11 protein-coding genes, 1 tRNA gene and 1 pseudogene are annotated in these 13,839 nt (G+C 67.0%); 11 read left to right on the top strand and 2 right to left on the bottom strand.

The annotated features are described in order from the left end of the window. Both MZTS_RS02980 and MZTS_RS02975 read right to left on the bottom strand, forming a co-directional pair. Positions 1-199: pseudogene (locus MZTS_RS02980) on the bottom strand (hypothetical protein); the annotation flags it as partial. Between the two features lie 183 nt (positions 200-382). After that, positions 383-1,873: a sigma-54-dependent transcriptional regulator gene (locus MZTS_RS02975; RefSeq protein ID WP_192281381.1), complete on the bottom strand. Its 1,491-nt coding sequence runs from the start codon at positions 1,871-1,873 to the stop codon at positions 383-385. Positions 1,874-2,192: 319 nt separating this feature from the next. On the opposite strand from MZTS_RS02975, the gene MZTS_RS02970 reads away from it, so the two are divergent. The 11 genes from MZTS_RS02970 (at position 2,193) to MZTS_RS02920 (ending at position 13,704) form a co-directional block, all read left to right on the top strand. Then, positions 2,193-4,067, top strand: a complete 1,875-nt coding sequence (locus MZTS_RS02970) for a M3 family oligoendopeptidase (RefSeq protein ID WP_192281378.1) — start codon at positions 2,193-2,195, stop codon at positions 4,065-4,067. Between the two features lie 50 nt (positions 4,068-4,117). Further along, on the top strand, positions 4,118-4,249 hold the full coding sequence (locus MZTS_RS25445; RefSeq protein WP_281397003.1) for a hypothetical protein: 132 nt from the start codon (positions 4,118-4,120) through the stop codon (positions 4,247-4,249). Between the two features lie 403 nt (positions 4,250-4,652). Further along, entirely contained in the window at positions 4,653-6,023 is a 1,371-nt protein-coding gene (locus tag MZTS_RS02960) for an ABC1 kinase family protein (protein WP_192281376.1), read from the top strand. Between the two features lie 114 nt (positions 6,024-6,137). Continuing rightward, the gene (locus MZTS_RS02955) at positions 6,138-6,431 is read left to right on the top strand and encodes an aa3-type cytochrome c oxidase subunit IV (protein WP_192281374.1); all 294 of its coding nucleotides are present in this window, start codon (positions 6,138-6,140) and stop codon (positions 6,429-6,431) included. Positions 6,432-6,543: 112 nt separating this feature from the next. After that, complete coding sequence (locus MZTS_RS02950; protein WP_192281372.1) at positions 6,544-7,683, top strand: Re/Si-specific NAD(P)(+) transhydrogenase subunit alpha; 1,140 nt, start codon at positions 6,544-6,546, stop codon at positions 7,681-7,683. Between the two features lie 21 nt (positions 7,684-7,704). Then, positions 7,705-8,154, top strand: a complete 450-nt coding sequence (locus tag MZTS_RS02945; protein ID WP_009866286.1) for a proton-translocating transhydrogenase family protein — start codon at positions 7,705-7,707, stop codon at positions 8,152-8,154. 4 nt (positions 8,155-8,158) lie between these two features. Continuing rightward, on the top strand, positions 8,159-9,556 hold the full coding sequence (locus MZTS_RS02940) for an NAD(P)(+) transhydrogenase (Re/Si-specific) subunit beta (protein ID WP_192281370.1): 1,398 nt from the start codon (positions 8,159-8,161) through the stop codon (positions 9,554-9,556). Positions 9,557-9,720: 164 nt separating this feature from the next. Further along, a complete protein-coding gene (gene recJ, locus MZTS_RS02935) occupies positions 9,721-11,544 on the top strand; it encodes a single-stranded-DNA-specific exonuclease RecJ (RefSeq protein WP_192281368.1) in 1,824 nt (607 codons plus the stop codon). Between the two features lie 90 nt (positions 11,545-11,634). Then, a tRNA-Tyr gene (locus tag MZTS_RS02930) sits at positions 11,635-11,718 on the top strand. A gap of 495 nt (positions 11,719-12,213) precedes the next feature. Next, positions 12,214-12,948, top strand: a complete 735-nt coding sequence (locus MZTS_RS02925; RefSeq protein WP_192281366.1) for a helix-turn-helix domain-containing protein — start codon at positions 12,214-12,216, stop codon at positions 12,946-12,948. A gap of 51 nt (positions 12,949-12,999) precedes the next feature. Then, positions 13,000-13,704 carry an HWE histidine kinase domain-containing protein gene (locus MZTS_RS02920; RefSeq protein WP_192281364.1) on the top strand — a complete coding sequence of 235 codons (705 nt, stop codon included), beginning with the start codon at positions 13,000-13,002 and terminating at the stop codon, positions 13,702-13,704. The last annotated feature ends 135 nt before the right edge of the window (positions 13,705-13,839 follow it).

Raw genomic sequence — 13,839 nt, 5'->3', positions numbered from 1 at the left:
GAGCGGAGGCCGGTGTCTCGGGGGTGGCTTCCGGGGTGGCGGCAGCCGTCTCCGCCTTGGTGTCCGGGGAGGTCGCCGGCGGTTCGGTCGCGTCGACCGCGGCCTTGCGGATCACCGGTCCGGCAGCTTCCTCGGCCCGGAGGGACGACGCTGGGCTGAAGGCGAGAAGAGCCGCCAGCGCGACGGACAGGGTCCGCACGATGCCTCCTCCGGCTCCCGATTCAGCGCGCATGGCGGCAACTCCCTCGATACGGCCGAGCATGCCGCACCCTTGCTTAAAGATCATCGACGCAAGCACGACCGTGCGCAACCACACGACCGCGGCAAATGGCCAAGGTGAACCGTCAAGGCGAACGGCCGCGACCGGTCCGCCGTTCCCGGCTCAGGCCGCGTCCTCGGAGCGCTCTCCCTCGTCGAGGCCGAGTTCCTTGAGCTTGCGATAGAGAGTGGATCGGCCGATTCCGAGGCGGCGGGACACCTCGGACATCCGGCCGCGGTAGAATTGCAGGGCGAAACGGATCACCTCCGCCTCGATGGCCTCCATCGTCTTCATGTCACCCGTGTCCTCGACGACGAGGGACATGGCATGCGGATCGCGCACCTCGACGCGGACGATCTCCCGCACCGGTTCCAGGCCGCCCGCCGGCAGGGCCGCCTGCGCCGGCAGAGGCGGGATGCGCACGTCGAAACCCTCGACCTGCGCGGCGATCTGCGGGAATTCCGCCACCGTCAGCTCGTCGCCGTCGGCGAGCACCACGGCGCGGAACAGCGCGTTCTCCAGCTGGCGGACATTGCCGGGCCAGGGATAGCGTGAGAGCAGCGCCATCGCCTCGGCGGTGATGCCGCGCAGACGCTTGCCTTCCTCCGCCGCGAAGCGGGCGCAGAACGAGCGCACCAGATCCGGGATGTCCTCGCGGCGCGCCCGCAGGGGCGGCAGGGTCATCGGGAAGACGTTGAGGCGGTAATAGAGATCCTCGCGGAACTTCCCCTGTTTCACGAGGTCGAGCAGCGAGCGGTTGGTTGCCGAGATCAGGCGGATATCGACGCGGACGGAGCGCTTGCCGCCCACCGGATCGACCTCGCCCTCCTGCAATGCCCGCAGGAGCTTCACCTGGGCGTCGAGGGGCAGTTCGCCGATCTCGTCGAGGAAGAGGGTTCCGCCGGAGGCCTCGACGAACTTGCCGACATGCCGCTCGGTGGCGCCGGTGAACGCCCCCTTCTCGTGGCCGAACAGGGTGGATTCGACGAGGTTGTCGGGGATCGCCCCGCAATTCACGGTGACGAACGGCTTGCCGCGCCGGTCGCCGGAGCCCTGGATGGCCCGGGCCAGAACCTCCTTGCCGACGCCGGACTCACCCTCGATCAGCACGGGGATGTTCGATTTCGCCGACCGCTCGGCGAGACGGATAACCCGGTCCATGTCCGGGCTCTTCGAGGCGAGATCCTTGAAGCCGAGGGCGCCGGAGGCGCGGCGGCGCATGCGGCGCACCTCCTCCTCCAGCTGATCGACCCGCAGGGCGTTCTTGATCGAGACCTGCAGGCGCTCGGCGCCGGCCGGCTTGACCACGAAATCCACCGCGCCGGCGCGCATGGCGTTCACCACCGCGTCGATCGAGCCGTTCGAGGTCTGGACGATGACCGGCGTGTCGATGCCGCCCTTGCGCATCTCCGCCAGCACCGCGAGCCCGTCCATGCCGCCGGGCATCACGAGATCGAGCAGCACCACGTTGATGGCTTCGCCCGAGCGCAGGAGGGTGAGCCCGTCCTGACCGTTCTCCGCGATCTTCGCCTCGAAGCCGAGGCGGCGCACCATCGCTTCGGCGAGCCGGCGCTGCACGGGATCGTCGTCGATGATGAGAACGGTGATCGACATGCGGGGCGCCTCGCTTTCGTTCGGCTCGGCCGCAAGCCGATGGCGCCCCTGGCGGTGGCAGGGGAGGCGCATGGCGGCGGCTGTTTCGTTTCGAAGCACAGGGTCGCCCAAGAGCGTAAAGCGCTGCTTAACGACGCGGCGAGATTTCGCCGACACCGCCTTTCAAACGACATTGTGCCCGTTCCGTACGCGGATTTCGGCACACGGGATTGTGACGCTCGGTTGATCGTGAGGCCGGACGCTCGATATCTGACCGTGGCCGCGCGGGTTGCCCTCACCACCGAACCCGCGGCCCGAAGCGTCGAGGACACCGCACATCATGTCGAGCCGAGCCGTTTTTCCCGCCCTCTCCGCGGACGTCGCGAGGGGCGCCGATGAGCTTGCCGCCGTGCGCAACGCGGTTCAGGCGGCCGATCTCGGCGTACTGCCCGAGTGGGATCTCACCGACCTCTATCCCGGCATGGATTCGGCGGCCTTCCGCGACGACCTCGCCAGGGCCGAGACCGAGAGCCGGGCTTTCGCCGGGCGCTATGCCGGGCGCATCGCCGAGATCGCCGCCGGGCCGGACGCCTCGGTCGCCCTCGGCGAGGCGGTGGAGGCCTTCGAGCGGATCGAGGATCTGATGGGCCGGCTGATGTCCTATGCCGGCCTCGTCTATTCCGGCGACACCACGGACGAGACGCGCGCCAAATTCTACGGCGACACCCGCGAGCGGCTGACCACGGCCTCGGGCGACCTTCTGTTCTTCGGCCTCGAGCTGAACCGCGTCGAGGATGCCCTGCTCGACCGGGCGATGAGCGACGGGCCGCTCGCCCGCTACCGGCCCTGGATCGAGGATCTGCGCCGCGAGAAGCCCTACCAGCTCGACGATCGCACGGAGAAGCTGTTCCTCGACAAGTCGGTGACGTCGAGCGCCGCCTGGGACCGGCTGTTCAACGAGACCATCGCCTCGCTCCGCTTCACCGTCCAGGGCGAGCGCCTGACTCTGGAGCCGACCCTCAACAAGCTTCAGGATCCGGACGGGGCGGTGCGCCAGGAGGCGGCGCTGGCGCTGGGCGAGACCCTGCGGGCGAATTTGCGCATCTTCACGCTCATCACCAACACCCTGGCCAAGGACAAGGAGATCTCCGACCGCTGGCGCGGTTTCAAGGACGTGGCGGATGCCCGCCACCTCTCGAACCGGGTCGAGCCGGAGGTGGTGGCCGCTCTGGTCGATGCCGTGCGCGAGGCCTATCCGCGCCTGTCGCACCGCTATTACCGGCTGAAGGCGAAGTGGTTCGGCGTCGAGACGCTGCCCTACTGGGACCGCAACGCGCCCCTGCCGAAGGTCGAGCAGCGCACGATCCCCTGGACGCAGGCCCGCGACACCGTGCTCGACGCCTACGCGTCGTTCTCGCCCGACATGGCCGGCATCGCCAAAAAGTTCTTCGACGGCAACTGGATCGACGCGCCGACCCGGCCCGGCAAAGCCCCCGGCGCCTTCGCGCACCCGACCGTGCCCTCGGCCCACCCCTATGTGCTGGTGAACTACCAGGGCAAGCCGCGGGACGTGATGACCCTGGCCCATGAGCTGGGCCACGGTGTGCATCAGGTGCTCGCTGCCGGGAACGGCGCGCTGATGGCGCCGACTCCGCTCACCCTTGCCGAGACCGCCAGCGTATTCGGCGAGATGCTGACCTTCCGCCGGCTGCTGGCAGGGACCACCGATCCGGTCCAGCGCCGGGCGATGCTGGCGGCCAAGGTCGAGGACATGATCAACACGGTCGTGCGCCAGATCGCCTTCTACTCGTTCGAGCGGAAGGTCCATCTCGCCCGGGCCAAGGGGGAACTGACGGCCGAGCAGATCAACGAACTCTGGATGTCAGTGCAGTCGGAGAGCCTCGGCCCGGCCATCGCCCTTGACAAGGGCTACGAGCCGTTCTGGGCCTACATTCCCCACTTCATCCACTCACCCTTCTACGTTTACGCCTACGCCTTCGGCGATTGCCTCGTGAACTCGCTCTACGGCGTCTATGCCCGGGCCGAGCCCGGTTTCGTCGAGCGCTATTTCGCTCTGCTCTCGGCCGGTGGCTCGAAGCCCTACGGCGAATTGCTCAAGCCCTTCGGCCTCGACGCCAGCGACCCCGGCTTCTGGCAGATCGGCCTCGGCATGATCGAGGACATGATCGCCGAGCTGGAGGCGATGGAGGAGTAACGGCTATCCCCGCTCCGCGTTGTCCTTTTTGTACAACGCGGAGCGGTGCCATGAAGCGTGAAGTCAAGAAGATCGACAATTCGACGGGCGTCATTCTTCCGAAGGACCTTTCGTTGCGCCTCGATCTTCAGCAGAGCCGTGGCTGCATGTTTCCGAATGGCCGGATGGGGGTGTCCGAATAAGTCCTTACGATCCGGAGTTCGACCGAGCGAAGTCGGTCGTGGACGAGATCATGGATGAGTACCTGGATACTCTGCGAACGCTCGCAAAATGAACGAGCCTCTTTGGCTGACGACGGACGGGGTCAGAACCGCTCACGAGAAGCAACTTGCCTGCTTCGGAGACCTCCAGGCCTGAGAGAAGACAGGCGCTCGAATCTGTCCTTGCGCATCCGATCCAGCCTGAAACGAGAGCGATCGTTCTCGGTCTCGCCGCCGGCGAGATCCGTGAATCGGGTCTGCCTCTCTGGCCCCGTGACAACTGGCCGAAGGCGTGAGAACCGCGGCGCGCCGTCCCAGCGCCCTGGGCGTCGGGGGTGTTGCCGCCTATCTCCGGCCGAGTCCACGGAAGAGTTGACCCGAGGCCATGGCCGAGACCGATCGCGAAGCCAACCGCTTCACTGCCCGCGCGAGCCGCTATGCCAGCGTCGGCGCCAATGTCGGAGGGGTAGCCGCCCGGATGGCGGCGGCGCGCCTCTTCGGCGGCAAGGACGGGGCGGCCCCCTCGAACGCCGCCGCCCTGGCCCAGGCGCTAGGGGGCCTGAAGGGGCCGATCATGAAGGTGGCGCAGCTGCTCGCCACCGTGCCGGACCTGCTGCCGCCCGAATACGCCGCCGAGCTGCAGAAGCTGCAGGCCGATGCGCCGCCGATGGGGGCGGCCTTCGTCAAGCGGCGGATGATGGCCGAACTCGGAGCCGACTGGCAGAACAAATTCCGCAGCTTCGATCTCAAGCCGGCCGCCGCTGCGTCCCTGGGGCAGGTTCACCGCGCCGAATCGCTCGACGGAACGCCGCTCGCCTGCAAGCTCCAGTATCCCGACATGCAGTCGGCGGTGGAGGCGGACCTCAAGCAGCTTCAGGTCGCCTTCGCATTCCATCGCCGGATGAATTCCTGGCTCGATACCTCGGAGATCGCCAAGGAGATCGGCGCGCGGGTGCGCGAGGAACTCGATTACGGCCGCGAGGCCAAGCACGCCTCGCTCTACGGCGACGTGTTGAAGGACATCGACTCGGTGCGCGTGCCGACGGTCTATCCCGATCTCTCGACGCGGCGCCTGCTGACCCTCGGCTGGCTCGACGGCGAGAAGATCCTGAACTTCGCTGACAGCCCGATCGAGGTTCGCAACCGGATCGCGCAGGCGATGTTCCGGGCATGGTGGCATCCCTTCAGCCGCGCCGCGGTGATCCACGGAGACCCGCATCTGGGCAATTACACGGTGTTCTCGGAAGGCGGTGAGGCGCAGGGCATCAACCTCCTCGATTACGGCTGCGTGCGCATCTTCCATCCGCGCTTCGTCGGCGGCGTGGTCGATCTCTATCGTGGCCTGCTGGAGGACGACCGTGACCGCGTTGTCCACGCCTACGAGGTGTGGGGATTCAAGAAACTTGATCGCGAGACGATCGATATCCTCAATATCTGGGCGCGCTTCATCTACGGCCCGCTGCTGGAGGATCGCACCCGCACCGTCGCCGATGGAATCGATCCCGGCGCCTATGGCCGGCGCGAGGCCTTCTCGGTGCATCAGGCCCTCAAGGAACGGGGGCCGGTCACGGTCCCCCAGGAATTCGTGTTCATGGACCGGGCGGCGGTGGGCCTCGGCGCCGTCTTCCTGCACCTGCGCTCTGAGCTGAATTACCATCGTCTGTTCGAGGCGGAGATCGAGCGCTTCTCCCTCGAAACCCTGACCGAGCGTCAGGGAGCCGCGCTGTCCGCGGTCGGTCTTCCCCTGCCGGAATGACAAAAGCCGGCTCACGACGTATCGTCCCAACCGTCAAGCTGATTGCGAGCGGGCAGACCTTGCGCTAAATCCGCGCGTGACAATCAAAACGACACTAGGGAACGGGCGCGCGCTATGGCGGACACGAAGACCCTCACCGGCCTGAATTACAGCCCGGCGATGGACGAGAAGACCCACGAGCAGACCTACCGGGGCTTCGTCCGCTTCGTCGAGATCGGCACCGTCACGGTTCTGTGCTGGGTGGTGGCTCTGGCCATCGGCGGACTGCGCGAGGCCTGGATCACCGCCATTGTCGGCGTGCTCGTCTCCTGGGCGGCGGCGGCGGTGGGCGCGTTCGTGCCCGCCATCGGCTGGAAGGCTCAGGCTTTCGTGTTCGCGGCCCTGCTTCTGATCCTCGCCTTCGGCTGATGGATTGAATTTTGCAGGTCGGCCATCCCGGCCGACCTTTTCCAGATCTGAACTTCCAAGAAGGCTCGGATACCGGCGCGCCGAAAGGCGGCTGTAAGAACGGGAGCAACTGATGCGTATTGCCGTCTTAACGGAGACGGACCCGATAGAACCACGGGTCGCGGCCGTCCCCGAAACGGTCAAGAAATTCGTCGGCTTAGGCAGTGACGTGGCAGTCCAGGCGGGAGCCGGCACGAAGGCCGGCGTGCCCGATGCCGAGTACGAAGCGGCCGGCGCCAAGATCGTCGGCAGCGCCGAAGAGGCGCTCTCCGGCGCCGACCTCGTCCTCAAGGTCCGCCGTCCCAACGCGGATGAGCTCACTAAGATCCAGAAGGGCGCGGCGGTCGTCGCGATCATGGATCCCTACGGTCACGAGGCCGAATTGCAGGCGATGGCCGAGGCCGGGATCTCCGCCTTCGCCATGGAGCTGATGCCCCGCATCACCCGCGCCCAGGTGATGGACGTCCTCTCCTCCCAGGCCAACCTTGCTGGCTACAGAGCCGTCGTCGACGGCGCCGCCGAGTACGGCCGCTCCCTGCCGATGATGATGACCGCCGCCGGCACCGTTCCGGCCGCCCGCATCTTCATCATGGGTGTCGGCGTCGCCGGCCTCCAGGCCATCGCCACCGCCCGGCGCATGGGCGCGGTGGTGACCGCCACCGACGTGCGTCCCGCCACCAAGGAGCAGGTCGAGTCCCTGGGCGCCAAGTTCGTCGCCGTCGAGGACGACGAGTTCAAGCAGGCCGAGACGTCCGGCGGTTACGCCAAGGAGATGTCGGCCGAGTACCAGAAGAAGCAGGCGGACCTCGTCCGCGGCCACATCGCCAAGCAGGACATCGTCATCACCACGGCGCTGATTCCGGGCCGGCCGGCGCCGAAGCTCGTCTCCGAGGAGATGGTCGCCTCGATGAAGCCGGGTTCGGTCTTGGTCGACCTCGCGGTGGAGCGCGGCGGCAACGTCGCCGGCGCCAAGGCCGGTGAGATCGTCACCGTCGGCAACGGGGTGAAGATCGTCGGCCACGTCAACGTGCCGGGCCGGCTCGCGGCCACCGCTTCGAGCCTCTACGCCCGCAACCTCTACGCCTTCATCGAGACGCTGATCGACAAGGAGACGAAGGGCCTCGCCGTCAATTGGGACGACGAGCTCGTCAAGGCCACCAACCTCACCCGCGACGGTCAGGTGGTCCACCCCAACTTTCAGCCCAAAGCCTGATCGGTCGCGGAGGATCTCATCATGCCAACCCTTCCGCCCGTCTCGCCTGCAGATCAGGCCCAGGCCGCTGCGGCCGCCGCGCGCGCCGCGGCCGACATCGCTCAGCAGAACGCCGCCCACGCGCAATCGATCGCCGACGCGCTCGGCCACGGTGTCGCTGCGGCCACCCATGGCGCGGTCGATCCGACCGTGTTCCGCCTCGCGATCTTCGTGCTCGCGATCTTCGTCGGCTACTACGTCGTCTGGTCGGTGACGCCTGCGCTGCACACGCCGCTCATGTCCGTCACCAACGCGATCTCCTCCGTCATCATCGTCGGCGCGCTGCTCGCCGTCGGCGTGCCGCTGATCGAGAAGGGCACCGGCTGGGCCCGCTTCTTCGGCTTCATCGGTATCGTTCTCGCCTCCGTGAACATCTTCGGCGGCTTCCTCGTCACCCAGCGCATGCTCGGCATGTACAAGAAGAAGGCCTGAGGCGATGTCGGAAAACGTCTCATCCCTTCTCTACATCGTCTCCGGCGTCCTGTTCATCATGGCGCTGCGGGGGCTCTCGCACCCGACGACCGCTCGTCAGGGCAACCTCTACGGCATGGTGGGCATGGCGCTCGCCATCCTCACCACGCTCATCGGCCATCCGCCGGCCGGGCTCAGCGCCTGGGTGCTCGTTCTGCTCGGCCTCGCCATCGGCGGCGGCGCCGGTGCGGTGATCGCCAAGCGCGTTCCCATGACGGCGATGCCGCAACTCGTCGCGGCCTTCCACTCGCTGGTCGGCCTCGCGGCGGTCGCGGTGGCGGCGGGCGCCCTCTACGCTCCGCAGGCCTTCGGCATCATCGAGAGCGGCCACTTCCACAAGCAGTCGCTGTTCGAGATGGGTCTCGGTGTCGCCATCGGCGCGATCACCTTCACCGGCTCGGTCATCGCCTTCGCCAAGCTCGACGGGCGCATGTCCGGGAAGCCGATCATGCTGCCGGCCCGGCACGCCATCAACCTCGCCATGGCGATCGGTCTGGTGCTGCTCATCGGCATCTTCATCGGCACCGAGTCGAAGGTGGCCTTCTGGCTGATCGTGGTCGTGTCGCTGGTGCTCGGCGGCCTGATCATCATCCCGATCGGCGGCGCCGACATGCCGGTGGTCGTCTCGATGCTCAACTCCTACTCGGGCTGGGCGGCGGCCGGCATCGGCTTCACCCTGGGCAATCTCGCGCTCATCATCACCGGCTCGCTGGTCGGCTCGTCGGGTGCGATCCTGTCCTACATCATGTGCCACGCGATGAACCGCTCGTTCATCTCGGTGATCCTCGGCGGCTTCGGCGGCGACACCGCCGCCGCCGGCAGCGGCCAGGTCGAGACGCGCCCCGTGAAGCAGGGCTCGGCCGACGACGCGGCCTACATCATGAAGAACGCCGAGAAGGTCATCATCGTGCCGGGCTACGGCATGGCGGTCGCCCAGGCTCAGCACAGCCTTCGTGAGATGGCCGACCTGCTGAAGAAGGAAGGCGTCGACGTGAAGTACGCCATCCATCCGGTGGCAGGCCGCATGCCGGGCCACATGAACGTGCTGCTCGCGGAAGCCAACGTGCCCTACGACGAGGTGTTCGAGTTGGAGGACATCAACGGCGAGTTCCCGCAGGCCGACGTGGCCTTCGTGATCGGCGCCAACGACGTCACCAACCCGGCCGCCAAGACCGACAAGGCCTCGCCGATCTACGGCATGCCGATCCTCGACGTTGAGAAGGCCAAGACCGTGCTGTTCATCAAGCGCGGCATGGGCTCCGGCTATGCCGGCGTCGAGAACGAGGTGTTCTTCCGCGACAACACGATGATGCTGTTCGGAGACGCCAAGAAGGTCGTGGACTCGATCCTCAAGAATCTCTGATACGGGCCCGCTCGATCAGAGCGGGATCAGTATCGGCAAGCCCACGCGGCGTATGAACGAAGCCCATGAGAGCGGGGCGGGCGAGCAATCGTCCGCCCCGCTGTCGTTTGCGGGGCGCAGTCTTCGTGCGCCGAAGCGGCTATGCTGGCCCCGTGTCCGCTGCCATGTCCGCCGTCTTGCCATTCGCTTCCCCCCCCGACGCGCCGCGTCCCTTTCTCGACGTCGCCTCGTCCGTGCTCGGGCGGCCCTGGCGCGAACGCTGCGGCGATCCCGGTCTCCAGGCGCTCGCGGTGACGATGACGCAGGCCTATGGCCTGCCCGATCTGCTCTCGCGCGTCCTCGTCGGGCGCGGTGTGCGCCCGGCGGAGGCCGAGGCCTATCTCTCACCCCGTCTGCGCGAGCTGATGCCGGACCCCTCTGCGCTGGTGGACATGGAAGCGGCGGTCGACCGCCTCGTCCATGCCGTGCGGAGGCGGGAGCAGGTGGCGATCTTCGGCGATTATGACGTCGATGGAGCGGCGAGCGCGGCGCTCCTCGCCGAATACCTCCGGGCTCTCGGTGTGCCGGTGCGCATCCATATCCCGGACCGGATCACCGAGGGCTACGGCCCGAATGTCGGCGCGGTCACGGCTCTGCGCGAGGAAGGGGCCGGACTGCTCGTCTGCGTCGATTGCGGCACCGCCGGGCATGAACCGCTGGCCGCCGCCGCCGCGCTCGGCCTCGACGTGATCGTGCTCGATCATCACGGCGCACCGGAAGCGCTGCCTCCGACCCGCGCCCTGGTCAACCCGAACCGGCTCGACGACCTGTCCGGCCTCGGCCATCTCTGCGCGGCGGGCGTCGTCTTCATGACTCTCGTCGCGCTCGCCCGGCGGCTGCGGGAGGAAGGGGGTTTCCCCGGCAGCGCCGAGCCGCGCCTGACCGATTTCCTCGACCTCGTGGCCCTGGCCACCGTTGCCGACGTGGTGCCGCTCGTCGGCCTCAACCGTGCCTTCGTCGTGCAGGGGCTCGCGGTGATGCGCGGGCGCGGACGGCCGGGCCTCGCAGCCCTCCTCGATGCGGCCAGCCTCAGCGAGCCGCCGGAGGCGTGGCATCTCGGCTTCCTCGTCGGGCCTCGCATCAATGCCGGCGGGCGGATCGGCGATGCCGGTCTCGGCGCCCGGCTCCTGACAACGGCCGATCCGATGGAGGCGCGCCGGATCGCCGAGGAACTCGACCGGCTCAACCGGGAGCGGCAGGCTATCGAGGCGCAGGCGGTGGCCGAGGCGGAGGCGGAGATGGACGCTCTCCTCGCCCGCGATCCCGAGCGTTCCGTTCTGATGACCGCCTCGGACGAGTGGCATCCCGGCATCGTCGGGCTGATCGCCGCCCGCCTCAAGGAGCGCTTCGGCCGCCCGGCCTTCGCTTTCGCCCTCAAGCCGGATGGCAGCGCCGTCGGCTCCGGCCGCTCCGTCGTCGGCGCCGATCTCGGCTCTGCCGTGCGCGCCGCGGTCGAGGCCGGTCTTGCGGTGAAGGGCGGCGGCCATGCCATGGCCGCGGGCGTCACCCTTGGCCCCGGAGGCCTCGCTGCCTTCGAGGCCAGCCTCGCGCGCGACTTGAGCGAGTCGGTCGGCCGGGCGCGCGCGGCCGAGGCGCTGTTGATCGACGGCACTGTCAGCGCCGGGGGCGCGACGGCCGAATTGGTGCGGCTGATTCAGCGCGCCGGCCCGTTCGGGCAGGGAGCGCCCGAGCCCGTCATGGCGCTGCCACGCCACCGGATCGCCGATGCCGGCATCGTCGGCAACGGCCATGTCCGCACCCGGCTCGTGAGCGGCGACGGCCAATCCATCGGCGGCATCGCCTTCCGCGCGGCGCAGGGCCCGCTCGGTGTGGCTTTGCTCGGCGGCATCGGCCGCACGTTTCACATCGCCGGCACCCTGTCCTGCGATCGTTGGCGGGGAGCAGAGCGGGCGCAGATCCGCGTCTGTGACCTCGCCCCCTGTGGATAGACGGCGAAGCCAACGGATCAGTTGACACCCGGCCGCGCCCTCACCATAAGGGCCCTCGCCGGCCGCGGAGAAACGCGGCGCACCCGGTTTGGGGGAATGTCCCGAGCGGCAAAGGGGGCGGACTGTAAATCCGCTGCGTAAGCTTCGTAGGTTCGAGTCCTACTTCCCCCACCAAACTGATCCGACATTCGATTTCGCTGGAGCGAACCGCTCGCGGTCACATGTTTGGACTTCGCTGAGATCCGTACGGTTTCTGACGCTCCCATCCCATCAGCCAATCGAACCATGCTGTTTCGGTCCGTGGGCCGCCTTGGCATCCACCGGCAATGCGCGCTTCTGGATGGCGATGCTTTGCAACAGGACCAGTTGACGTCCAATTCAAAAGGCCGGCCTAAAAACGGCAGGAGTGTCGGCAAGCGGGTAAAGTTGTGCGCCGAGCGAAAGAGAAAGCACCTCGCGTTTTGCGTGCCTCAAAAGATCATAAAATTTTGAGCTGAATTGCGGGGCAGCCAGTGGGACGGCTGCCGTGAGTGGTCTCAGATGCGATATTCTCGCTGCCGGAACTCATTCCTGTTCATACACCTACACTTGCGTTTGCCAAAATAACCTGCGTGAATTCGAGTGAGTGATCCGGGCGTTAGGTTGCATCGTTTCGGTCAAGGAAGCCCAGTGCCCAACCCGCTCGTTCGCAAGCTGGAAAACTTCGTTCGCCTTTCTGCGGAAGAGAGGCAGGCTTTGGAACGCATCACTCAGCCGACGCGAAGACTCGGCGCGCGTGAGGACGTCATCCGCGACGGCGACCGGCCGCGCCATGTCAACGTCATCCTCGAAGGCTGGGCCTGCCGCTACAAGCAACTCGAGGACGGCCGGCGCCAGGTGATCTCGATCTTCCTGCCGGGGGATCTGTGCGATCCGCACGTCTTCGTGCTGCGCAAGATGGATCATTTGCTCGGAACGCTGACGCCGGTCGTTATCGCCGAGGTGTCCGAGACGGCGATCCGGGAGGTCGTGCATCAATATCCGCGCATCGGCGAGGCTCTGTGGTGGGAAATGCTCGTAACGGCGGCCGTGCAGCGCGAATGGACCGTCAGTCTCGGTCAGCGGCTGGCAACGGAGCGTTTAGGGCACCTGTTCTGTGAACTTTTCCTGCGCCTGCGGGCCGTGGGCATGACGAACGAGACAAGTTGCGAGTTTCCGATCACCCAGGCCGATCTCGGCGATGCAATGGGGCTATCGACAGTTCACATCAACCGCACTCTCAAGGAGTTGCGGGCCTCGGGACTTATTCGCCTGCGCGGGCGTCAGCTGACGATCCCGGATTTGCCTGCCCTGCAGGCGGCCTCACTATTCGATCCATCCTATCTGCACTACGAGCGGGATCCATCGGTAATAGGCGACGATTGATAAGCGGCCGCTAGCCGGTTCATCCTATTGAGGTCAGCAAACGGCTAAGCCATGAACCAGGATCCGCGGGACGCACGTGTCGAAGAGCTCGAGGCCGAGAACCGGCGCTTGCGCCGCTTCCTTGACGAAAAGGGCTTGACCGCCGAACAGCGGCATCAAGTGCGCAATACGCTCGCCATGCTGCGGGCGATCATCCGCCGCTCCGCGGAGACGAGCGATTCCGTCGAGACTTACGCTGCCCATCTCGACGGGCGGCTCGATGCGGTCGCCCGCGTCCTCAATGCCCTGATGCGCAGCGTGCCCGAAGGCATCGGCCTGCATTCCCTCGTGGCCGACGAGTTGCTGGCCCATCTCGCCCGCGAGGGCGAGCAGGTCTCGATCGAGGGGCCGAGCCTGCGGCTCCGGCCGGGTGCGGCGGAAGTGTTCGCCATGGCGATCCACGAATTGGCCGTGAACGCCGTCGAGCACGGCGCCCTGACGGTGCCGCATGGCCGTATCCAGGTGAGCTGGAACGTGACCGCGCCGACGGATCAACCCGGCTCCCGCCCGCAACTGACCCACGTCTGGACCGAGCACGGGCTTGATGCCCTTCCGCCCGCGCCCCCCCATCGCGGCTTCGGGATGGAAGTGCTCGAACGCAGCCTGCGCTACGAGCTGAAGGCGAAGACGGAGCTGGCCTTCGAGCCGAGCGGTCTGCACTGCACGATCAGCCTGCCATTGCCGCCCCAGATCACCCTGATCGAAGACGACGAATAGAGCCTCGTTTCGAACGTTCTCGAACAATGCGATGCGCGCGACACGCGATTCACGGCATCGCCGGCCGTGAACCCTGCGTCCGCTCACCATGTCTCGATCATTCGTGTTGCGAAGCGTGGCCGGGGTAGCCGCGCG

This window comes from Methylorubrum zatmanii, assembly GCF_014845115.1.
Lineage (GTDB): Bacteria > Pseudomonadota > Alphaproteobacteria > Rhizobiales > Beijerinckiaceae > Methylobacterium > Methylobacterium zatmanii.
This window is presented reverse-complemented; position numbering and strand designations above follow the sequence as displayed.

Coding starts and splice junctions, on each gene's coding strand:
- MZTS_RS02945 (WP_009866286.1), top strand. CDS start 7,705: ATGCCAACCCTTCCGCCCGTCTCGCCTGCAGATCAGGCCCAGGCCGCT.
- MZTS_RS25445 (WP_281397003.1), top strand. CDS start 4,118: ATGAAGCGTGAAGTCAAGAAGATCGACAATTCGACGGGCGTCATTCTT.
- recJ (WP_192281368.1), top strand. CDS start 9,721: ATGTCCGCCGTCTTGCCATTCGCTTCCCCCCCCGACGCGCCGCGTCCC.
- MZTS_RS02950 (WP_192281372.1), top strand. CDS start 6,544: ATGCGTATTGCCGTCTTAACGGAGACGGACCCGATAGAACCACGGGTC.
- MZTS_RS02940 (WP_192281370.1), top strand. CDS start 8,159: ATGTCGGAAAACGTCTCATCCCTTCTCTACATCGTCTCCGGCGTCCTG.
- MZTS_RS02970 (WP_192281378.1), top strand. CDS start 2,193: ATGTCGAGCCGAGCCGTTTTTCCCGCCCTCTCCGCGGACGTCGCGAGG.
- MZTS_RS02960 (WP_192281376.1), top strand. CDS start 4,653: ATGGCCGAGACCGATCGCGAAGCCAACCGCTTCACTGCCCGCGCGAGC.
- MZTS_RS02920 (WP_192281364.1), top strand. CDS start 13,000: ATGAACCAGGATCCGCGGGACGCACGTGTCGAAGAGCTCGAGGCCGAG.
- MZTS_RS02975 (WP_192281381.1), bottom strand. CDS start 1,873: ATGTCGATCACCGTTCTCATCATCGACGACGATCCCGTGCAGCGCCGG.
- MZTS_RS02955 (WP_192281374.1), top strand. CDS start 6,138: ATGGCGGACACGAAGACCCTCACCGGCCTGAATTACAGCCCGGCGATG.